Here is a 21,138-nt window from a genome sequence, read left to right as displayed (position 1 = left end):
TCAGACGTCGAGGACGTAGAGCTTTTCCCGCCCGCCCGCGATCAACGCCCGGTAGGACACGCGCGCCCCGTACCGTCGGAAGAAGGCATCCAGGCTCGGCTCGGTGAACCGGGCTTCCTGGGCGCCGTCACCCGCGTTGGTGAACCGTCTGCCGATGGTGGCGAGCACCCGATTGTCACTTGTCGCGAGGTTGCGGACGGGCTCAGCGATGATCACCTGGACGCGGGCCGCCGCGATCATGCGATCGATGACAGCTTCCGGGTCCGGCAGGAAGTGGTAGAGGCTGGCCTGCATGATCAGGTAGTCGGCGGGCGGCAGCGGATCATCGGCGTGTACGTTCCACACCTCGCCGTGTCCACCCGCTCGGGTCAGTTCGGCCACGAATCCCTCGTTGAGATCGAGCCCGCGATAGTCGACGGATTTTTCCTGCAAATGTTTGGTGAACAGGGTCGCCGGGCCGCAACAGACGTCGACGACGCTGGCCCCCGGTGGTATCAGGGCGGCAATCGGCTGAAAACGCCCGTCGTAGTGACGGCCGTACAACCCCCGCATCAGTACTTCGTACACGGTTCCGCTGCGATAGATCAGGCTGGTGCTCACGAAAAAGATCCTCTGGAACATCGGTGAAACAACTAGCCCACGCGATGCTACGGAGTATTCGGCTTCCCCGCCGACCGAGAGATGGTCGGCGGGGACCGTTTTCAGCCCAGCAACCGCTCCACATCGGACGCGGTGAGTACTTCGTACGCGTCGGTGTCCCAGTTGTAGAACCAGGTGTTCGGTCCCGGCTGCGGAAGACCGGCGGCCATGACGGCCGACGCCGAGGGACGGAAGCTGGAACTGCGTGGGATCTCGTCGACGACGTAGACCAGGTCGGGACGCTGGCTGCGCTCCAGCCCGCGCATCGCCTCGGTGACATCGCCCGGTTCGATCCGGAAACCGTGGCGCACGCTCAGCGCCGCTGCCGCGATCGTGCCCGCCGGGGTCTTCAGCCCGAACGCGACCTCCATGTCGACCGGCGTGATGTCGTTGAGCACGTCCACGATCGGCTGGGTGAACACCGACCCACGCGCGGTGTGGATCACCGTGTCGCGGCGGTCGACCAGCCAGTAGTCACCATCGCTGTCGCGCCGGAACAGGTTCTCCGTCGGCCACCAGGCGTCACCGGCCTGGAACACCCCGCGCAGCCCGCCGTCGGAGATGTCGCCGCCGTCCACGGCCTTGCCGAGCAGCAGGCCGGGTTCGTTGTCGGCGCAGCGGCGCGCGAATCCGTCGTCACCGACGAGGATCTGCTCGCTGACCGGGTCGTAGGCGACCAGTTCCACCCGCGCGGTGCCGGGCACGGGCCTGCCCTTGGACCCGATCTTGGCGCCGGGGACATTCGCCAGCACCACATCACCGTCGATCGAGGCGTAGAACTCTAGTACCCTGGCCGGCTCGAACTGTTCGACCGTGCGCCGCCAGAGTCCAGCGGGCATACCGGAGCCGATGAACAGCCGGATCGGATGGTTGTGGCCGGCGGGGAAGACCTGGGCGTCGAGCAGATCGCGCAGCATGGTCCAGGTGTAGGTGACGACGGTGACGCCGTAGCGGTGCACCTCTTCGGCGAAGCGGCCCGGGTCCATGTCCATCGGCCTGGCCAGCGCGATCCGGCTGCCACCGGCGATCGCCCCACCGAGGCTCACCAGCAGCCCCGACGAATGATGCAGTGGCGCAAGGCAGTACACGGTGTCGCGCCGGTCGAGGTCGGCCGCGCTCGCGGTGCCGAACGCCGACAGCGCCCAGCGATGGTTGGTGATGTACTTCGCCTCGAGGCGGTCGCCGGAGCCGAGTACGAGCACGAACGCGAGTTCACGCGCCAGACCGGGGTTCGGCCGGTACCAGGCGGGCACCCTGACCCTCGCCGGGTCGATCTGCTCGAGGTCGATCACCCGGTCGCTGGTGGCCACCGCGAGCGAACGACTGTCGCCACCGCCGAGCACGAGCACCCTGGCGGCGGTCGCGGCGGCGGTGCGCAGGTTCTCCGGGTCGGTGATCAGCGTCTGCACGCCGGTCAGCTCGATGGCCCGGTCGAGTTCGGCGCCCGGTGCGAGCAGCACCGCGACGGCACCGATGCGCGAGAGCGCGGCGACCGAGGCCAGCGCGCTCGGACGCGTCTCCATCATGATGCCGACGCGCATGGCGGGCCGGATACCGACGGAGATCAGGCCGCGCACCACATTGTCGACGCGCTCCTCGACGGCGGCGTTGGTGTGCACCCGGTCGTCGAAGAGAACCAGGTCCTTCTGCGGCGCACGGCCCGCGTGCTCGGTGAGCAACTTGCCGAGCGAGATGCGGGTGTGCGGCTGGATCATCCCGAGCCGGGTCAGCCGGGGCAGCGCCCGCGCGGCCTCCCCCGCCATTTCGAGCGAGCCGCGAATCGTGTTGCCCGCGATACCTTCCAGCGCCTTGCCGACGCCGGCGCCCGCCTCGGCCAGACCGGCGGCGGTGTGCACCATCCGGGTGGCGGCGGTGCGCGGCGCGTTGCTCGCGACGTGTTCCTGCATGGGCACGATCTGCTCGGGCAGGGTGCCGTTGCCGTCCATCCACGCGATCCAGTCGCACACCATCGGCCAGGTGTGGTTGGTGGCGGTCGAACCGGCGACGAGCCCGAAATGGCCTGCCACCAAACTGGCTTCGTACACCTCGGCATTGGGCGCGGCGCGCACGATGCCACGCACCGCGGCGGGCTGACCGATATCGTCGACCTCGCCGACGAACGCCAGGATCGGGCACTTCAGCTCGGCGAGCGACACCGGGTGGTCGCGAATCACGAAGCCGCCGAGCATCATCCGGTTGTGAGCGACGAACTGCTTGAGCAGATCCGCCACCGCCGGGCCCGAATACCCCACCCAGCCATCGCTGTTGAGGAAGCGGCGCTGACGTTCCTTGGGCAGCAACGCTTCCCGGTCGTGCAGTTGCAGCAGGAAGTCGATTCGCGACTTGGCGGTCTTCACCGGGTCGAGCATCTGGAAGCCGATACGCACCATCGACTCGGTGATCGGCAGCCGGTGCATCACATGGTCGGCCAGGAAGTCGGCGACCTCGGAGACGACACCGTAGGGCAGCCCGAACGGCATACCGGCGACGATGTCGACGGGGCTGCCGAAGGTGACGATGGAGGCCACACCCTTGCCGTAGCGGTAGGCGGTGGTCTGATAGGCGAACATGCCGCCCTGGGAGTACCCCATCAAGTGCAGCTGCGCGCCCGTGGCCTCACAGACGGTGTCGATGGCGGAGTTCACCGCCAGCACGTGGTCGGCCAGGTCGCGTTCCCAGCCGCCCTCCTCCGTCGCGGGCGAGCCGAAATCGATGACCCAGCAGTCGATTCCGCTGGCGTGCAGGATGCCGACCGCGCCGCCCGCCGCGTTGACGTCCCAGATGTCGGCGTTCACCATCAACGGCGGCACGAGCAGCGCCACCGGACGGCCGGGCGTCGTATCGTCGGGGAAGTAGTGCCGCAGCCGATACATGCGCCTGCGCTCGACGACCTCGAAGGGCGAGGACTCGACATCGTGTGACAACCCGCCGAAGCGGATCACCTCCAGCCCGTTCTGCGCGGTAGCCAGCAACCGCTGCACCGAACCGACCACACCTTTTGGACTGATATCCACCGTTCCCACCTGGTCCTACCTGCTTAAAGTGACACACCTCACACACCCCGATGTGCTCATATGAGCTAACCACACCGGACCTCCATTATGTGTCGCCTGTGACAGGCCGCATGTTGCGGCGATTCGGGTCACATCGCGCCGGGAAGAAGCGAACAGCCCGTGAGCATCATTCGACGATAACGACCGCTGTCGGGTCGCGATGCCGATCGGTGGGCCATCCCCGGACATCCCCGTGTCCGCAATCGCCTCCCGCACAACGGATCTCCCGGTCATCACCATGTTTTTCCGAATTCCCTCCGCGCGGCCACATCGACCACCTAACATCGTTGACGTCCGGAACGTACTGACACACATCAGGTTTCGTGCAACACCGTTTCACATGCAAGACCTTCTCCGCGCTGGACCATCTATTTCGCGCAGGACCATTCGCTTCGCACTGTTACCCACCCCCCAAGCCTGTCGCGCACTGTCGCGCCGCACAGGCCGATCGGCCGTGCCGATTTCCGTCCCGAGGTGAGGACAAATGCCATGACCATCGAAATGCCGTTGCCCACAGACAATTCCGTGCGCAAGAGCCTCAGTACCACCGCCGCGCAAAAGCTGACACATACCACCAAGTCCGAACCGCAGATGCAGGGCATCAGCTCGCGCTGGTTGTCACGAGCACTGCCATGGGTGCAGGTCGCGGGCGGTATCTACCGGGTCAACCGCAGGCTTACCCATACCGTCGGCAACGGGGAAGTCGAATTCGTCGTCGACGGATCCCGGGCCAGGGTGATTCCCCAGGAACTGCGTGAGCTTCCGCCGCTGCGCGATATCGACGACGACGAGCTCCTGCGGCCGCTCGCGGAGAACTTCGTGCAGTACGACCTCGATCCGGGAACAGTCGTCGCCGAATTCGGCAACCCGATGGATCAGGTGATCCTGGTCGTGCACGGGAAACTCGCCCGGATCGGCTCCGGTGAATACGGCGAGTCGACCAAACTCGGCATGCTTTCCGGCGGCGACTACTACGGCGAGGAAATGCTCACCGATCCCTCGGCGATCTGGCCGGACACGGTGAAGACGGTGACCAAAACCACCATTCTCTGCCTGCCGAGACAACAATTCGAGCAGTTCGTCGAGCTCAATCCGGAGCTGGATCAGATCCGTACCGAAGCGGCCCAGCGGTCGAGCCGGATCAAGAACTCCAAGGGCGAAGCCGATATCGAGATCTCCTCCGGCCACTCCGGCGAACCCCTGCTCGAGGGCACCTTCGTCGACTACGACGCCAGCCCCCGCGAATACGAACTGAGCCTGGCCCAGAGCGTGCTGCGGATCCACACCCGCGTCGCCGACCTGTTCAACGATCCGATGAACCAGGTCGACCAGCAGCTGCGACTCACCGTCGAAGCACTCTACGAACGACGCGAATACGACCTGGTGAACAACCCCGAGTTCGGTCTGCTGCACAACTGCGATCTCAAACAGCGCATCACCACCGAATCCGGAGCGCCGACCCCCGACGACATGGACGAGCTGCTCAGCATGCGGCGCGGCACCAAATTCCTTCTCGCACACCCGAAAGCGATCGCCGCGTTCGGTCGCGAATGTACGCGCCGCGGCCTGTATCCCGATCCCGTGGAGTACCAGGGTCACCGGGTGCCTGCCTGGCGCGGCGTGCCCTTGCTGCCGTGCGGCAAGATCCCGGTCAGCAAGACCCAGACCACATCGATCATGGCGATGCGTATCGGTGAGAAGGATCAGGGTGTCGTCGGCCTGCATCAGACGGGCATTCCCGACGAATACGAGCCGAGCCTCAACGTCCGGTTCAAGCAGATCGACGACCAGTCGATCATGTCGTACCTGGTGAGCTGCTACTACTCCGCCGCGGTCCTCGTTCCCGACGCGCTCGGCGTACTGGACGACGTGCTCGTCGCGCGCCGAGCCGACTGATCGGCGCGGACCGTGTCCATCCTCACCAGGGCCGGTGCCCCGATCGCAGCCGGCGATCTGGCGGTCGCGGTGGCGGCCCTGTTACACGGCGCCACCGCCCCGGCGGACCTGTTCGCCGGCGCCGCGCCACTCCCGCAGCGACCTTCGTCACTGCTGTCAATACCCCGACCCAGCGTCCCGAAATCACCGCTCACACAACGGGCTTCACTCTCGGCGCCCGAAGCGGCCACCCACACGCCGAACCGGGTCGGCACCGTCACGCCACGTCGTTTACTCGGCCCGACCGGGCTCGGGACTTCCGGCCTGCGATTGTTCCCGACACAGCACTCTCCTGCCGGATCGGCGAATTCCGTTGGCCCACAGGCTATTCCGACGCTCTACTGCCCACCTCCCGAGCGTGACGACCCGGCATTGGCCGAGGCCGTCAACGCGGGTCTGCTCGCCTGGGCTGCCGAGATCGGCCTCTACGAAGGGCGCCTCGACGAGCTCGGCAAGGCCGATTTCGGACGGCTGATCATGCTCGCCCATCCCGATTGCGACGATCCCGACCTGCTGCTCGGCGCCGCGCGCTGCGCGGTGGCGGAATGGTCGGTCGACGACTACTACTGCGAGGAGGACGCCCCTGGTGACACCGCACCCGACGGCACGCCGTCCAGCGCCGCCGCCGAACTCGGGCCACGGCTCGAATTGGCCGCCGCCGCGATGGATCCAGCCCATCTACCCGCCCGCTACGCACCCAGGCTCGAACAGGCCATGCAGGCCGACCCGATCCTGCGCGCGTTCCGCACCTCGTTCGCGCACCTCGCGGGGTACGCGAGCCCGGCGCAGCTCGCCCGGCTACGCACCGAGATCGCGGGATGGTTCATCGCACTCGGAGCCGAGGCGGGCTGGCGCACGGCGAACCGGATGCCACCGGTCTGGGAGTACCTGACCAATCGGCAGCCACACAGTTTCCTGCCGTGCATGGCACCCATCGACGCGGTCGGCGGCTACGAACTCAGCGCCGCCGACTACGCCGACCCCGCGGTCCGGCGGGTGGTCACCACCGCCGCGCTGGCCGCCCAGATGGTGAACGACCTGTATTCGATGGCGCGCGAGGACCTTTCGGGTGGCAGGGAATTCAACCTGCCGACGGTCCTGGCCGCCGAGGAGGGCTGCAGCCGGGCCGAGGCCGTACAGCGAACAGCCCAGATCCATGACGAATTGATGCACCGCTTCGAACGGGAGGCGGCCCCGCTCGCCGCCTCGGGCTCACCCCAGCTGCGCCGCTTCCTGGCCGGCCTATGGGCCTGGATGGGTGGCAACCGCGCCTGGCACGCGGGCAGCCGCCGCTACCACGACACCGCACCAGGAGAGGACGACAGATGACCATCGTCAACACCCCAGACCGCACGGTCCTGCGCACCACCTACCAGCGTTCGGTCGCGGCGTACTGGAACAACAATCCCAACGACGACCGGGTCAACACCGAACTGGGCAAAGTCGACGGCCTCTACCACCACCACTACGGCATCGGCGAACCCGACTGGTCGGTGATCGAGGGCCCCGAACAGACCCGCCAGGAACGGATCGTGCGCGAACTGCACCGCCTCGAGACCGCCCAGGCCGACTACCTGCTCGACAACCTCGGCGGCATCACCCCCGACGACCGCCTGATCGACGGAGGATCCGGGCGCGGCGGCACCAGCTTCATGGCCGCCGACCGGTTCGGCTGCCACGTCGACGGCGTGAGCATCTCCGAGTACCAGGTCGGCTTCGCCAACGATCAGGCCAAAACTCGCGGGGTGACCGAGCGGGTCGGGTTCCACTTCCGCAATATGCTCGACACCGGCTTCGCCGACGAGTCGGCCCGCGCCATCTGGACCAACGAAACCACCATGTACGTCGACCTTTTCGATCTCTTCGACGAATTCGCCCGCGTACTCGAACCGGGCGGCCGGTACGTGTGCATCACCGGCTGCTCCAACGATGTCACCGGCGGCCGGTCCGCCTCGGTCAGCTGGATCGACGCGCACTACGGCTGCATGATCCACCCGCGCAGCGAGTACTTCCGTGCCATGTCCGACAGCGGCCTTGTCCCCACCACGGTCGTCGACCTCACCCCCGACACCATCCCGTACTGGGAACTGCGCACCCATTCCGAGCTCGCCACCGGCGTCGAGCAGCCCTTTCTCACCGCCTACCGCGAGGGGAGCTTCCAGTACCTGATGATCGTCGCCGATAAGGTGGCCAGGTGACCGAACAGCTCGCCGACCCGTCGACCGACCGTGAAGCCATGCCTGTCGAGTTGGTCGACGAATCAGGTGTAGCGATCGGAGCGTGCTCGGTGGCCGATGCTCATCGGCCACCGGGCACGCTCCACCGCGCCTTCTCCGTGCTGCTGTTCGACCGGCACGGGCACGTCCTGCTCCAGCAGCGCGCCGCGGTGAAAACCAGGTTCCCGCTGCAGTGGGCCAACACCTGCTGTGGGCATCCGGCGCCCGGTCAGGCGGTTACCGAGGCCGCCGCGATCCGGTTGCGCGAGGAGTTCGGGATGGCGGCCGAGCTCACCGAGGTCGGTGTGTTCACCTACCGTGCCGGCGACGAGACGACCGGGCGCATCGAACACGAATACGACCACGTCCTGATCGGTGTCGTAGGCGACCTGCCCCCACGACCGGACCCGGCGGAGATCGCCCACTGGGCGTGGCTCCCTCCGCAGGCCGTGCGTGCCGATATGGCGGAGAACCCCGGCAAGTTCACACCATGGCTGGCCCAGGTGCTCGAGATCGCCGAACAGGCCCACCGGCTCTGACCGGGACCGTCCCTGCGATCTCTTGTCATTCGGTCCTTCCCATGGCGATTAATCAGATAGATGCGCATATCTATATCTGTCGATGTTTCTTAGTTCCTTGGCGAAATCACAGGCTCACCACAGTCCGCGAACAGGCCACCCGGCGAAGCTGGACTTCGAACGGTCCGCACGACGGCGAGTGAGGTATGTGATGGTCGAGGTCGAGATCAACGACGACACGGTGACGGTCAATGTGCTCGGTGGGCATCGCCTACTCGCCCTGCGCCAGCAGGTCGTGTTCGACCGCGCCGCGATCACCGAGATCGCCACCGCGGAAGTGGACCTGCGGCCCCCGTGGGTCCGCGCTCCCGGCACCTTCATCCCCGGCGTGATCGCGGCGGGCGTCTACCGCGGCAAGGGCCGCAAAGAGTTCTGGGACACCACTTTCGGCGGCAGCGCGGTCCGGATCGACCTGGACGGTCCCGACTTCACCCGCCTGGTCGTCGACGTCGACGATCTCGAGGCGGTGCTGAACGCGCTGAGCGCCCAGACCGCCGGCGTCTGACCAGCATTCACGAGCCGAAGGGTTCCAGCAGACCCGTATAGGTCTTCGGCGGCGGTGTCGCGAACTCTCCCCTACCCGACTTGCGCAGCCCCATCGTCAGCAGCGACTGCACGGTCAACGTCGCCGCCGCGACACCGTCGATCACCGGCACCCCGATCTCGGCCCGAATGTGCGCGCACAGATCCGCCATTCCCGCGCACCCGAGCACAACGGCGTCGGACTCGTCCTGCGCGACGGCCGCCCGGCATGCCTCGGTGACGATCTTGCGCGCGTCCGGGTCGGTCTCGAGCTCGAGTACCGGTATCTCACACGCGTGGATCCCCCGGCAGAACCGTTGCATCCCATAGCGTTCCGCCAGATCCGCCGCCCGCCCGATGGTGCGTCCGAGCGTCGTGACGACACTGAATCCGCGACCGAGATGACTCGCGGTGTGCATGGCCGCCTCGGCGATCCCGATCACCGGCCCCGCCGCCAGTTCCCGTGCCGCGTCCAATCCCGGATCACCGAAGCAGGCGATGACATACCCGTCCACGCCGTCTGCCTCGCCCTGCCGGATCGCGGCGAGCAGGCCGGGCACGCTCATCGCCTCGTCGTAGTGGCTCTCGATCGAGGCGGGCCCGATCTCGGAGGTGACCGCGTCGAGCAGTGTGCCCCGGCCCGCGACGGCCAGCGCACACTGCTCGATCGTGTCGGTCATCGCCCGCGTGGTGTTCGGGTTGACGACCCGGATGCGCATCAGACACCGACCTCCTCGGCAGCGGCCCTGCGCTCGGCACCGGTCAGCAGATAGTAGACAGCGAAGCCGATGCCGCAGCCGATGAACCAGCTGTACTGGGCGGCGGTGTGCATGCCGGGCAGGCTGTTGGCCAGCACCGGGAACACCGCGACCACGGCGGCGACGGCGGTCGCGATGACCGCGGCCGGGTGGTAGCCCTTCGTGTAGTAGTAGGTCCCCTGCTCCGACATCGTGAACAGATCGTCGACGACCACCTTCTGCTTGCGCACCAGGTAGTAATCACAGATCAGCACCCCGAACAGCGGTCCGATGAAGGCGCCGAGCACCTCGAGGGTGTAATGGATCACGTCGGGATTGTTGTACAGATTCCAGGGCGTGATCAGCACCGAGCCGACCGCCGCGATCATGCCGCCCGCCCGCCAGCTGATCCGCTGCGGACTCACATTCGAGAAATCGAAAGCCGGTGAGATGAAATTGGCGACGATATTGATTCCGATGGTGGCGATGGTGAAGGTGAGCGCACCGAGCACGATCGCGAACGTGGAGTCGATCTTGGCGACGGTGGCGACCGGATCGGTGATCAGCTCGCCGTACACCGGCAATGTCAGCGAGGCGGTGACCACGACCAGCACCGAGAAGACCAAAAAATTCACCGGGAGCCCGAGGAGGTTTCCGCGTCTCACCGCGGCGAAACTCTTGCCGTATCGGGAGAAGTCGCCGAAGTTGAGCATCGGCCCCGAGAAATACGACACGACGAGCGCGATCGCGCCGAGCATGACCGGCACCGACGCCCAGCCGGTGTATTTCACATCGCCGAGGTTCAGGTCGATGGCACTCCAGCCGGCCTTCGCGATGAGGTAACCGCAGAGCAGGAACATCACGACATACACAGCGGGACCACAGAAGTCGATGAACTTGCGGATCGATTCCATGCCGCGCCAGAACACGCATGCCTGCAGCACCCACAGCAGCAGGAAGCTGCCCCAACCGAGCGCCGACAGTCCGAGGAACCCGTAGTCAGCGGTGACCGCGTAAGGCGCCAATCCCGGAAACAGTTTCACCAGAACGACATCCAGCGCCGCTGACGCGAGGAACGTCTGAATTCCGTACCAGGCCACCGCGATCAACCCGCGGATGATCGCGGGGATATTCGCCCCGAGCACGCCGAACGCACTGCGGCAGATCACCGGATAGGGCACACCGGTCATCTGACTCGGTTTTGCCACCAGATTGCAGAAGAAGTACACGATGGTAATGCCGATGAGCAGCGCGGCGAGCACCTGCCAACTCGCCAGACCGAGCGCGAAAAGGCTTCCCGCCGTGACATATCCGCCGACGCTGTGCACGTCCGACATCCAGAACGCGAAGATATTGTAGGTGCCCCAGCTCTGCTTGCGCAGCGGTGCCAGGTCCTCGTTCGTCAGCCGTGGATCATAGGTGGGTGGTTCACCGGCGGGAATCGCCGAGGACGTAATGGTGTCGGTCATGATCGTTCCCGTCCGAAAAGGGTACATCTGCTGAACTGACGGTAAGTATCAGCGGTTGCCCTGCGGTTTCCCGGGAATTTCACGCCTATTGCACCGAAGATATATCTTCCGGCGCGAGCAGTCCGGTATCGGTCGGCAGGGTGGCGACCACCGTTTCCAGCCTGCGGTGGTGTTCCTCGGCGACCACGAGCAGGCGGTCGATATCGCGTGCGAGGAACGCGTCGAGCATGGCGATGTGATCGATGTGCAGGCGCTCGCGGTCGAGCCGGTCGATGTGGACCATCGACTGCACCGGCTCGGTGACATTCCACGCGGCTTCGAGCATGTGCAGCAGCCGGAACATCCGCGACGGCCGCGTGAGCGCCACATGGAAGCTGCGCGACTGTCGCTGGTATGCCTCGGGATCGTCGTCGAGGATGGCGCGTTCGAGTAGCTCGTTCACCGCGAGCAGGTGCGCGCGTTCGGGCTCATCGGCGTGCATCGCGGCCGCGGCGAGCGACGCCGTCTCCAAAGTGTCACGCACGATGTACATTTCGCGCAGTTCACGGGCGGTGAGCTGAGCCACCTGATAGCCGCGCTGCGGGCGGTGGGTGACCAGCCCCTCCCCGATCAGCGTCTTGAGGGCCTCGCGGACCGGGATGTGACTCACCCCGAACAGTTCGGCGACTTCACGCAGCGGGATCACGGTGCACGGCGGTACGGCACCGTCGAGGATCACCCGGCGCAGTTCGCCGAGAATCACCTGCGGTCGGCCTGGCTCATCGACCACAAGCCTTGCGAGCAGCGCCGATCGTCGTCTCGGGGGCATGTGAACATGCTATGGACCGTGTATTGCGCGCGGACTGTTCGATGTGACAGTTGGGAAACGATCACCGTACCGACCGGTCCCTAGTGCGTGATGGCATGCTCGGAGGATGGGAGTTTCGACAGCGCAGTCGGTGGATCGCCGTTTCGTCCGCTTGGTCACCGTCTTCGACCAGCTGTTCCGCAAGCCGTCGCACGGCGGTGGCGCGCTGTGCGTGTATCTGCACGGCGAGCCGGTGGTGGACGTGTGGGCGGGCTACGCGAGTCCGGGTGTGCCGTGGACGGCCGATTCGGTGGCCTTGGGTTTCTCCACCGGAAAAGGCGTGGCCTCCACGGTGATTCACCAACTGGCCGACCGTGGACAGCTCGACTACGACAGCCCCGTCGCCGAGTACTGGCCGGAGTTCGCCGCGGCGGGCAAGGCCGGTATCACCGTGCGCGATGTACTCACCCACCGCGCGGGCCTGCACCGGCTGCGCGGTCTGCTGCCCGGCCCGGTCGAGAGTTTCCTCGATGACGATGCCGTCACCGCAGCTCTGGCCGCCGCCACTCCCGACCCGCGACATCGAATCACCAGCGGCTATCACGGAATCAGTTACGGGCACTTGGCCGCCGAGATCGTCGCGCGGGTCACCGGCCGCGAGTTCGTCGATGTGGTGCGCACCGAACTCGCCGAACCTCTCGACGCCGAAGAACTCTGGTTTCGGGTGCCGCACGATCAGCGCCACCGCATCGCCACCACCTTCCCGCGGCTGCGCGCCGCGGGCATGGATTGGGATACCGGCTCCGATCTGCTCACCCGGACCCGCTTCGCCGCCGCCGCGGAGACCACCCCGCGCGGTTTCGCCGACCTCATCGTCGATGAGCGCGTTCACGATTCGGTAATGCCCGGCGTGAACGGCGTCTTCTCTGCCCGCGCGCTCGCCCGCGTGTACGCCGCCCTGGCCAACGGCGGTGAACTCGACGGCACCCGCATCCTCTCCCCCGACTCGATCCCCCGGTTCGCCACCCGCCAGGTCTTCACCCCCGACTACGTCCTGGCCTTCCGCATCCCCTGGGCCATGGGCTTCCACGGCGTCCCGATGAAACCCTCCAAGGCCGACCCGATCTCCGCCTTCGGCCATTTCGGGCTCGGCGGCTCCGGCGCCTTCGCCGATCCTGAAACCGGCCTCTCGCTCGCCTTCGTCACCAATCGCCTCGGCGGCAAACTCACCCCGCTCGGCGATGCCCGCCTCACCCGCCTCGGCACCATCGCCCACAACATCGCGAAGTCGACGCAACTCCCCTGAGCCACTGGCTGGGGCGGTCGATCGCTGCACAATATGGACGCAACACCTGGATACCCGACGCGCGATGCCGAACCTGGCACTATGTGGCCGATGGAGACCGTGGGACTGGAGCGGATCGAGGAAGCTGCGCGGCTGCTGGCGCCGGTGATCCGACGGACGCCGATCGTGGGGTCGCGGGTGTTGTCGGACCGGGCGGGCACGCAGGTGCTGCTCAAATGCGAGAACTTGCAGCGGACCGGGTCGTTCAAGCCGCGCGGGGCCTATAACCGGATCGCGAATCTGCCCGCGGCGGATCGGGCGCGGGGTGTGGTGGCGGCCAGCGCGGGCAATCATGCGCAAGGAGTGGCGTGGGCGGCGAGCGAACTCGGGATCGCTTCGACGGTGTTCATGCCGGTCGGGGCCTCGCTACCGAAGCTGGTCGCTACCCGCGCCTACGGCGCCGACGTGCATCTGGTGGGTGACACGATCGACGAATCCTTGGTCGCCGCACAGGAATTCGCCGATCGGACCGGCGCGACCCTGATCCATCCCTTCGACCATCCCGATATCGTCGCCGGTCAGGCGACGGTCGCGCTGGAAATCCTCGAGCAGGTTCCCGAGGTGGGCACGGTTGTCGTGCCGACCGGTGGTGGCGGGCTGCTCGCGGGTGTCGCGGTGGCGTTGCACGCGTTGGCGCCGAATGTCCGGGTGATCGGCGTGCAGGCGGCCGAGGCGGCGGCGTGGCCGGATTCGCTGGTGGCGGGCAGGCCGGTCCGGGTGCCGCGGATGTCGACAATGGCCGACGGTATCGCGGTCGGGCTACCCGGCGCGGTGCCTTTCGCCCACGTCGCCGAGCTGGTGTCCGAGATCATCACCGTCGACGAGGACGCTCTGTCGAGAGCGCTGTTGCTCTGCCTCGAACGGGCCAAACTCGTCGTCGAACCCGCCGGTGCGGCGGGCGTCGCCGCCTTGCTCACCTCCGCTCTCGCGGATCTGCCCGGCCCGGTGGTGACCATCTTGTCGGGCGGAAATATCGACCCGCTGTTGCTCACTCGCGTGATCGGCCACGGTCTGAGCGCCGCGGGCCGCTACCTGGCCATCCATGTCACGATCGATGACCGGCCGGGCGCCCTGTCCGCATTGCTCGCCGTGGTCGGGCGCGCGGGCGCGAGCGTGGTGGACGTCGTGCACTCGCGGACGGGTCCGTGGTTGGCCGTCGACGAGGTCGAGGTGTCGCTCACCGTGGAAACCCGCGGCTCCGCGCACCGCGACGACGTCCTGGACGCACTGCGTGACTCGGGTTTCCGCGTACACGCCGAGCTCTAGAACCCCGTGCGCCCCATCGAGTTCAGTGCGCGATTTTCAGCCCGACCACACCGGCAACGATCATCACCAGGAACACGGCCTTCACCACCGAGAAAGCTTCCGCGCCGGTGACCATGGCATAGACGACGGTCAGAACGGCGCCGATGCCCACCCAGACCGCATACGCGGTGCCGATGGGGAGATCGCGCATGGCCAGCGCGAGTCCGGTCATGCTGGCTGCCAGGGCTACGCCGAACACGACGGTCGGAACGAGTCGGGTGAACCCTTCGGTCCGGCCGAGCGCGGTGGCCCACACCGCTTCCAGCACACCGGAGATGACGAGCAGAATCCATGACATGACGAGCCTCCTGTGGCCGTCTTGTCGCACTCCGGGTACGGCTACCCTCGTCCGGGAGCCCCGTCCGGGCTCACTGCCAAGCTGTCACACCGGCAACCACTTGGCAAGCAGGTGGTGGGTGAAGTCACCACCTGCCGGTCACCACCACGTGCGTTGCGCGAGCACGCCGCACCGTAGCCGACTACTACGACGATCGACGGAACCAGCTTCGTGAAGCCTTCGGACAGTTTCAGCGACACGGTCGCGGTCACCTCGGTGGCGATGGCCAATACCAGGAAGAGCAGGGTCATGGCCGCAGACTAGCCCGGCGACGGCGCGGAATCGCGGACTGCGACAGGTGATTCCGAACGCGGACCGGTTGCCGCACGCGCCGCCAGTATCGTCATGACCAGGGCGAGCAGCGCGTAGCAGGCGATGATCGCGATGCGGATGCCGTTGGTGGCCAGGTAGCGCTCGTACGCCGGGTGCAGCGCGCCGCCCGCGACCCGCACCGCGCCCGAGGCCCTGACCTCCTCCGCCCAGGCACCCCACAGCCAGATGCGGGTGATGAAGATCGACAGTTGCAGTCCGAGCGTGGTCAGGATCAGCCAGATCGGCACGCCACGGGGACGCAGCCACAACACCACGGCCGACAGGACCACACCGAGCACCCCGACCGGGATCACCGTGAAATCGGAGAGCAGTTCATAACCGTCGTCGAACGCGGTCATCCGGGTGGGGTCGAGGTATTGCAATGCGCGGTGATGCATGTGCGTCATCCACGCCAATCCCGCCCCGAAGGCGGTAGTCGCGGTCAGCAGAGCGAGTACGGGCAGTGCGAGGCGTTGACTCATCGTGTCCTCCGAGGCGGAAACCATTCGGGGACAAGGCTGGTCGCAGCGCACGCGTGTCCGCATCAACCCGAGGTAGTGGTGCCTCTCCCCCTCGGGTGCTACGGGGCGGTCAGCGCAGCCAGGCGCGGGCGTCGTCGGCGGTCTTGCGAACCTCGTCGAGTTGCTCGGCCACGCGCACACCGGCGGTGCCACCGCGCGCATTGCGCGAGGCGATCGACCCCTGGACCGTGAGCACCTCGCGCACACCGGCCGTGAGCGCGGGGTCGACGGCGGCGAACTCCTCGTCGGTCAGCTCGTCGAGCCCGACACCGCGCGCCTCGGCGACCCGCACGCAGGCACCGGCCGCCTCGTGGGCGACTCGGAACGGAACACCTTGGCGCACCATCCATTCCGCGATGTCGGTGGCGAGAGTGAAACCGGCGGGCGCGAGTTCGGCCATGCGGTCGGTGTGGAAGGTCAGGGTGGCGACCAGACCCGCGATGGCGGGCAGCAGCAGTTCGAGCTGGGCGACCGAGTCGAAGACGGGCTCTTTGTCTTCCTGGAGATCCCGGTTGTAGGCCAGCGGTTGGGCTTTCAGCGTGGCGAGCAGGCCGGTGAGGTTACCGATCAAGCGGCCCGCCTTGCCGCGGGTGAGCTCCGAGACGTCGGGGTTCTTCTTCTGCGGCATGATCGAGGAACCGGTGGACCAGGCGTCGGCCAGGGTCACGTAGCCGAATTCCGGTGTGCTCCAGATGATGACCTCTTCGGCCATCCGGCTCAGGTCGACACCGATCATGGCCAGCACGAACGCCGCCTCGGCGGCGAAGTCACGCGAGGAGGTAGCGTCGATCGAATTGGCCGCGGAGGCAGTGAAATTCAGCTCCGCGGCGATCTGCTCGGGGTCCAGACCCAGCGAGGAACCGGCCAGCGCGCCCGAACCGTACGGCGAGACGGCGGCGCGCTTGTCGAAGTCGCGCAGGCGTTCCAGGTCGCGCAGCAGCGGATGCGCGTGGGCGAGCAGGTGGTGCGAGAGGAGTACCGGCTGCGCGGCCTGCAGGTGGGTCTTGCCCGGCATCACGGCGTCCGGGTGCGCGGCGGCCTGCGTGACCAGGGCGTCGACCACGTCGAGCACACCGGCGGCGACGCGACGCACACCGTCGCGCAGCCACATCCGGAACAGGGTCGCCACCTGGTCGTTGCGCGAGCGACCGGCCCGCAGCCGACCACCGAGCTCGGTGCCGACCCGCTCGATCAGCCCACGCTCGAGCGCACCGTGCACATCCTCGTCGGAATCGGCCGGGCCGTAGGCGCCAGAGGCGACGTCGGCGGCGAGCGCGTCCAGACCGGCCAGCATGGCGGGCAGATCATCGTCGGCGAGCAGCCCGGCCTTGTGCAGCACGCGAGCATGCGCCTTGGACGCGCGAATGTCATAGGGCGCGAGCACCCAGTCGAAGTGCGTCGACTTGCTCAGCGCCGCCATCGCCTCGGCCGGACCGGAAGCGAATCGCCCACCCCAGAGCGCACCTTCGTTGGTTCCACTGTGGGTCATAGTCGATGTCTCCTCCGGTCGGGGTGGCGGGCATGGATGATGACGACACCGGCCGATCCGTGGGGACCGGCCGGTATCGAGACTACGAGGGTGATTCTCCGCGTTTTACTTCTGGTTCAGGTCGCGGCGGGCGGCGACCTTCGAGGAGAGGCCGTGGATCTGGACGAAGCCCTTGGCCAGCGACTGGTCGAAGGTGTCACCCTCGTCGTAGGTGGCCAGGTTGAAGTCGTAGAGCGACTGCTCGGAACGACGGCCGTTGACGACCGCGGACCCACCGTGCAGCACCATCCGGATCTCACCGGTGACGGTCTGCTGGGTGTCCTGAACGAAGGCGTCGAGCGCGCGCTTGAGCGGGGAGAACCACAGGCCGTCGTAGGCCAGCTCGCCCCAGCGCTGCTCGACCTGGCGCTTGTAGCGGGCCAGTTCACGCTCGACGGTGACGGCTTCGAGGGCCTGGTGCGCGGTGATCAGCGCGATGGCGCCCGGTGCTTCGTAGATCTCGCGGCTCTTGATGCCGACGAGCCGGTCCTCGACCATGTCGAGACGGCCGACACCCTGACGACCCGCGCGCTGGTTCATCTCCTCGATGGCCTGCAGCACGGAGACCGGGCGGCCGTCGATGGCGACCGGCACACCCTTCTCGAAGGTGATGATGACCTCGTCGGGCGCCTCGAAGTTCACCGTCGGGTCGGCGGTGTAGTCGTAGACGTCCTTGGTCGGCGCGTTCCACAGGTCCTCGAGGAACCCGGTCTCGACCGCACGGCCCCACACGTTCTGGTCGATGGAGAACGGCGACTTCTTGGTGACGTTGATCGGCAGGCTGTTCTGCTCGGCGAAGGCGATGGCCTTCTCGCGGGTCCAGGCGTAGTCGCGAACCGGGGCGATCACCTCGAGGTCGGGCGCGAGCGCGCCGATGCCGACCTCGAAGCGGACCTGGTCGTTGCCCTTGCCGGTGCAGCCGTGCGAGACGGTGGTGGCGTTGTGGAACTTGGCGGCCTCGACCAGGTGCTTGACGATCAGCGGACGGCTGATGGCCGAGACGAGCGGGTACTGGCCCATGTACATGGCGTTGGCCTGGATGGTGGGCAGGCAGTACTCGTCGGCGAACTCGTCGCGCGCGTCGACCACGATGGCCTCCACGGCGCCGCAGTCCAGTGCGCGCTGTCGGATCGCGCTCATGTCCTCGCCGCCCTGGCCCAGGTCGATGGCCACGGCCACCACCTCGGAACCGGTCTCCTTCGCGATCCAGCTGATGGCGACGGAGGTGTCAAGCCCACCGGAGTAGGCGAGTACGACGCGATCGGACATGTCTGTTGTGCTCCTCGAAGTCTGGTACGTACGGGCTGCCCTGAGCAGTATGGATGCTCCGGCCGCCGGTTCGGCTCACGCCGTTGCTACAAATGATTATGCATGATGATGCAATCTCATTCATAACTGGGGGGTACAGCCTCGTGCCCACAACGCCGAAATAGCCGATTACCTGCGAAGACACTGCCACACCCCTTGGCGAGTACTCTCGGCTGTGAGACGCTGGTCACAGCAAACAGTCGATAGCCATGGGTCGGGACCGAAGGAGCCATCATGCAGTCGCTACGTGATTTCGCCGAGGCCAACTACGACCTGATCGGCACGGTCGTCATCGGACTCGGAAACCTCGGCCTGACGGTCGCCAAGACCGTCATAGATCTCGGCACTCCCCTGCTCCAGGGATTCTTCGCCTGACCACCGACCTCGAATCCAAGGAGCACACCATGGACGAAGTCCTGCAGTTCCTCTCCGACAATTACAACGCCATCGCTGGTCTCGGGCTGTATGTCTTGCAAACAGGATTCGAGATCACCGCTCCGCTGACGCTGCTGATCCTGAACTTCCTCAACTCCTGACACCTCGCGTGTGGCACGCTGGGAGCGCACTATTCGGCTCGCCACATGGGAGGACGAACAATGCTCCATTACATCGCGCAGGAATTCTCGACCCTCGGCAACGGTGTTCTCGATGTCGGCAGGGCCGTCGTCGAACTGGTCCAGAACATCATCGACATCGCCACGCCGAACAACCAGGGTGGCGGCGCGGGCGGCGGGCAGTACCCGTTCAACTGAGAGTTGCCGCGCGGCTGGTGTGCGAATCATGACCGACGATGTGCGGCTCGACGCAGGCTCCGCGGGTCTCACGATCGCCCCGGGCGACGGCGGCGCGATCCACAGCCTCACCGTCGACGGCACCGAATTGCTCCGGCAGGACCCGGGAACCGGGTGTTTCGTCATGGCGCCGTGGGCCGGTCGGCTCGGCAACGGCGAACTGACCGTCGGCGACCGGACGTATCAGTTGCCGATCAACAATCCCCCGCACAGCATCCACGGCACCGCGCGCGACGGAGTGTGGGACGTGGTCGAGGCTTCGCCGAACGCCGCAACGATCAGTCACCGTCTCGGTGCGCCGTGGCCGTTCGCGGGCACCGTCACCCAGATGTTCACCCTCACCGACACCGGCCTCACCCTGGCCATGCGCATCGCCACCGACCACGACTCCTTCCCCGCCCAGGGCGGCTGGCATCCGTGGTTCCTGCGCGAGGTCCCGCCCGCCACCGGGCCGGTGCGGCTCGATTTCGACCCGGCATGGCAGCGCGAACGCGGCGACGACTACCTGCCCACCGGCCGCAAGATCGCGCCGGCACCGCCACCGTGGGACGACTGCTTCGGCATGCCAAACGGCGTCCTCGCCCGCCTCACCTGGCCCGATTTCCTCGAATTCACCATCACCAGCCCGGTCCACGACGTCGTCATCTGGACCCTGCCGGAGCAATCACTGTCCGTAGAGGCCCAGTCCGGCCCACCCAACGGCCTCAACACCGAACCCCAGCTGGTCACCCCCGACGCACCACTCGACATCCAGGTCGACTGGACCTGGCAGCGCCTGTCACAGAACTGACGGCTCGACCGGCCGAGTTCCGCGCCATCGCGCCAACGACCAGCAGCCACCGCGCTCGAGGGCTGAGTAGCGCAGCACCGCAACCGATTACGGTGGCTGCGTGCCGATCACGTTCGCCCACCCGATCGCAGTGCTGCCCTTTGCCCGGCACCTTCCCCTTGCCGCCCTCGTCGCCGGGTCTGTCGCCCCGGATGTCGTCTACTACCTGCCGGTACCGCTGTCCGGCTCCGCGACCCACTCGGTCATCGGGATCTTGTCGTGGGACCTGCTGATCGGTCTCGTGATGCTGTCGGCACTCCGCTTCTCCCAAGGCCCCGCCGCTGCGCTGCTGCCCTTATCGCTATCCGTCCCGGCCGATTCCGGACCGGCGTGGCGCCGCGCGGTTCTGACCGTCATTGCCGTTCTCGTGGGCGCCGCGACACACGCACTCTGGGATTCCTTCACTCAGACAACAGGTTTCGCTGTCCAGCACTGGGATATGTTGCGGACGACGGTCATCGAGCCACACAAGACCTACAACGTCCTCGGTTATGTCTGCTCTCTCGCCGGAACGGCGACTCTCGCCTATCTCTTGGTGCGCCGCACCCGCCGCACCGCCGCCGCTTCGATGCGGTGGCGGTGGGCCGTCATCGCCGTTCTCCTCGCGGCGGCCACGATCGGCGCGGGGCTCGCTGTCGATGATCCGGTCACTCGAGTCAGTACCTACGACCTGGTCCGCCACACGATCGTCGGTGCCGCCCAGGCGACTGCGTGCGCCTGGGTGATCTACGCCCTGCTGTGGCATATCGGTGCGAGTCGAGCACGGACATCAGGGCGAGCGGATGCTGCGGAAGGTGAGGGCGACGAAGAATGTCAGGGTGGCGATCACTGCGGCGGCGAAGGCGGCGGTCATTCCGCCGACCAGGGCGTGGGTGGGTGAGTCGCCTGCGTCGCGGGCGGCGGTGCCGAAGATCGGGACGAACTCA

21 protein-coding genes, 1 pseudogene and 1 riboswitch are annotated in these 21,138 nt (G+C 66.7%); of the genes and pseudogenes, 12 read left to right on the top strand and 10 right to left on the bottom strand.

The genetic code is table 11. The annotated features are described in order from the left end of the window. Both ACFWPK_RS19330 and ACFWPK_RS19325 read right to left on the bottom strand, forming a co-directional pair. Positions 1 to 600: a class I SAM-dependent methyltransferase gene (locus tag ACFWPK_RS19330; protein WP_378917561.1), complete on the bottom strand. Its 600-nt coding sequence runs from the start codon at positions 598 to 600 to the stop codon at positions 1 to 3. A gap of 101 nt (positions 601 to 701) precedes the next feature. Further along, the gene (locus tag ACFWPK_RS19325) at positions 702 to 3,653 is read right to left on the bottom strand and encodes an AMP-binding protein (RefSeq protein WP_378917559.1); all 2,952 of its coding nucleotides are present in this window, start codon (positions 3,651 to 3,653) and stop codon (positions 702 to 704) included. Between the two features lie 528 nt (positions 3,654 to 4,181). On the opposite strand from ACFWPK_RS19325, the gene ACFWPK_RS19320 reads away from it, so the two are divergent. From ACFWPK_RS19320 to ACFWPK_RS19300, 5 genes are all read left to right on the top strand, one after another. Continuing rightward, positions 4,182 to 5,588: a family 2B encapsulin nanocompartment shell protein gene (locus tag ACFWPK_RS19320; protein WP_378917554.1), complete on the top strand. Its 1,407-nt coding sequence runs from the start codon at positions 4,182 to 4,184 to the stop codon at positions 5,586 to 5,588. A gap of 12 nt (positions 5,589 to 5,600) precedes the next feature. Next, positions 5,601 to 6,956 carry a family 2 encapsulin nanocompartment cargo protein terpene cyclase gene (locus tag ACFWPK_RS19315; RefSeq protein ID WP_378917553.1) on the top strand — a complete coding sequence of 452 codons (1,356 nt, stop codon included), beginning with the start codon at positions 5,601 to 5,603 and terminating at the stop codon, positions 6,954 to 6,956. After that, positions 6,953 to 7,825 (top strand): geranyl diphosphate 2-C-methyltransferase, encoded by an 873-nt coding sequence (locus ACFWPK_RS19310; protein ID WP_378917552.1) that lies wholly within the window; start codon positions 6,953 to 6,955, stop codon positions 7,823 to 7,825. Before ACFWPK_RS19315 ends, ACFWPK_RS19310 begins: the two co-directional genes overlap by 4 nt. Then, complete coding sequence (gene idi, locus ACFWPK_RS19305) at positions 7,822 to 8,382, top strand: isopentenyl-diphosphate Delta-isomerase (protein ID WP_378917550.1); 561 nt, start codon at positions 7,822 to 7,824, stop codon at positions 8,380 to 8,382. The genes ACFWPK_RS19310 and idi overlap by 4 nt, the downstream gene beginning before the upstream one ends. A 190-nt stretch (positions 8,383 to 8,572) precedes the next feature. Continuing rightward, complete coding sequence (locus ACFWPK_RS19300) at positions 8,573 to 8,926, top strand: hypothetical protein (protein ID WP_378917548.1); 354 nt, start codon at positions 8,573 to 8,575, stop codon at positions 8,924 to 8,926. 7 nt (positions 8,927 to 8,933) lie between these two features. Here ACFWPK_RS19300 and ACFWPK_RS19295 read toward each other — a convergent pair whose 3' ends face one another. From ACFWPK_RS19295 to ACFWPK_RS19285, 3 genes are all read right to left on the bottom strand, one after another. Further along, the gene (locus tag ACFWPK_RS19295; protein ID WP_378917546.1) at positions 8,934 to 9,662 is read right to left on the bottom strand and encodes an aspartate/glutamate racemase family protein; all 729 of its coding nucleotides are present in this window, start codon (positions 9,660 to 9,662) and stop codon (positions 8,934 to 8,936) included. Continuing rightward, positions 9,662 to 11,149, bottom strand: a complete 1,488-nt coding sequence (locus tag ACFWPK_RS19290) for an NCS1 family nucleobase:cation symporter-1 (RefSeq protein WP_378917544.1) — start codon at positions 11,147 to 11,149, stop codon at positions 9,662 to 9,664. The genes ACFWPK_RS19295 and ACFWPK_RS19290 overlap by 1 nt, the downstream gene beginning before the upstream one ends. Before the next feature lie 85 nt (positions 11,150 to 11,234). Continuing rightward, positions 11,235 to 11,957 (bottom strand): GntR family transcriptional regulator, encoded by a 723-nt coding sequence (locus ACFWPK_RS19285; RefSeq protein WP_378917542.1) that lies wholly within the window; start codon positions 11,955 to 11,957, stop codon positions 11,235 to 11,237. A gap of 106 nt (positions 11,958 to 12,063) precedes the next feature. Between ACFWPK_RS19285 and ACFWPK_RS19280 the strand changes: the two genes are divergently transcribed. Together ACFWPK_RS19280 and ilvA are read left to right on the top strand one after the other, a co-directional pair. Beyond that, on the top strand, positions 12,064 to 13,242 hold the full coding sequence (locus tag ACFWPK_RS19280) for a serine hydrolase domain-containing protein (RefSeq protein WP_378917540.1): 1,179 nt from the start codon (positions 12,064 to 12,066) through the stop codon (positions 13,240 to 13,242). An 81-nt stretch (positions 13,243 to 13,323) separates the two neighbouring features. Beyond that, positions 13,324 to 14,547 (top strand): threonine ammonia-lyase, encoded by a 1,224-nt coding sequence (gene ilvA / locus ACFWPK_RS19275; RefSeq protein ID WP_378917538.1) that lies wholly within the window; start codon positions 13,324 to 13,326, stop codon positions 14,545 to 14,547. 22 nt (positions 14,548 to 14,569) lie between these two features. Here ilvA and ACFWPK_RS19270 read toward each other — a convergent pair whose 3' ends face one another. From ACFWPK_RS19270 to ACFWPK_RS19250, 5 genes and pseudogenes are all read right to left on the bottom strand, one after another. Beyond that, a complete protein-coding gene (locus tag ACFWPK_RS19270; protein WP_378917537.1) occupies positions 14,570 to 14,884 on the bottom strand; it encodes a DMT family transporter in 315 nt (104 codons plus the stop codon). Between the two features lie 10 nt (positions 14,885 to 14,894). Further along, positions 14,895 to 14,959, bottom strand: a riboswitch (guanidine-III (ykkC-III) riboswitch). An 89-nt stretch (positions 14,960 to 15,048) separates the two neighbouring features. Then, positions 15,049 to 15,174 (bottom strand): annotated as a pseudogene (locus ACFWPK_RS19265) (SMR family transporter); the annotation flags it as partial. Between the two features lie 9 nt (positions 15,175 to 15,183). Next, complete coding sequence (locus ACFWPK_RS19260; protein ID WP_378917535.1) at positions 15,184 to 15,717, bottom strand: hypothetical protein; 534 nt, start codon at positions 15,715 to 15,717, stop codon at positions 15,184 to 15,186. Positions 15,718 to 15,826: 109 nt separating this feature from the next. Further along, the gene (argH, locus tag ACFWPK_RS19255; protein WP_378917533.1) at positions 15,827 to 17,245 is read right to left on the bottom strand and encodes an argininosuccinate lyase; all 1,419 of its coding nucleotides are present in this window, start codon (positions 17,243 to 17,245) and stop codon (positions 15,827 to 15,829) included. A 105-nt stretch (positions 17,246 to 17,350) separates the two neighbouring features. Further along, a complete protein-coding gene (locus tag ACFWPK_RS19250; protein WP_378917531.1) occupies positions 17,351 to 18,553 on the bottom strand; it encodes an argininosuccinate synthase in 1,203 nt (400 codons plus the stop codon). Positions 18,554 to 18,826: 273 nt separating this feature from the next. Here ACFWPK_RS19250 and ACFWPK_RS19245 point away from each other — a divergent pair, with 273 nt between their 5' ends. The 5 genes from ACFWPK_RS19245 (at position 18,827) to ACFWPK_RS19225 (ending at position 21,092) form a co-directional block, all read left to right on the top strand. Further along, complete coding sequence (locus ACFWPK_RS19245; RefSeq protein WP_378908816.1) at positions 18,827 to 18,967, top strand: hypothetical protein; 141 nt, start codon at positions 18,827 to 18,829, stop codon at positions 18,965 to 18,967. A gap of 29 nt (positions 18,968 to 18,996) precedes the next feature. Further along, positions 18,997 to 19,128: a hypothetical protein gene (locus ACFWPK_RS19240; RefSeq protein ID WP_281258043.1), complete on the top strand. Its 132-nt coding sequence runs from the start codon at positions 18,997 to 18,999 to the stop codon at positions 19,126 to 19,128. A 60-nt stretch (positions 19,129 to 19,188) separates the two neighbouring features. Further along, entirely contained in the window at positions 19,189 to 19,344 is a 156-nt protein-coding gene (locus ACFWPK_RS19235; RefSeq protein WP_378917529.1) for a hypothetical protein, read from the top strand. A 28-nt stretch (positions 19,345 to 19,372) separates the two neighbouring features. Beyond that, entirely contained in the window at positions 19,373 to 20,173 is an 801-nt protein-coding gene (locus ACFWPK_RS19230; protein WP_378917527.1) for an aldose 1-epimerase, read from the top strand. A 100-nt stretch (positions 20,174 to 20,273) separates the two neighbouring features. Next, positions 20,274 to 21,092 (top strand): DUF4184 family protein, encoded by an 819-nt coding sequence (locus tag ACFWPK_RS19225; RefSeq protein WP_378917525.1) that lies wholly within the window; start codon positions 20,274 to 20,276, stop codon positions 21,090 to 21,092. Positions 21,093 to 21,138 lie beyond the last annotated feature (46 nt).

It is taken from the genome of Nocardia sp. NPDC058519, assembly GCF_042719755.1.
Classification (GTDB): domain Bacteria; phylum Actinomycetota; class Actinomycetes; order Mycobacteriales; family Mycobacteriaceae; genus Nocardia.
This window is presented reverse-complemented; position numbering and strand designations above follow the sequence as displayed.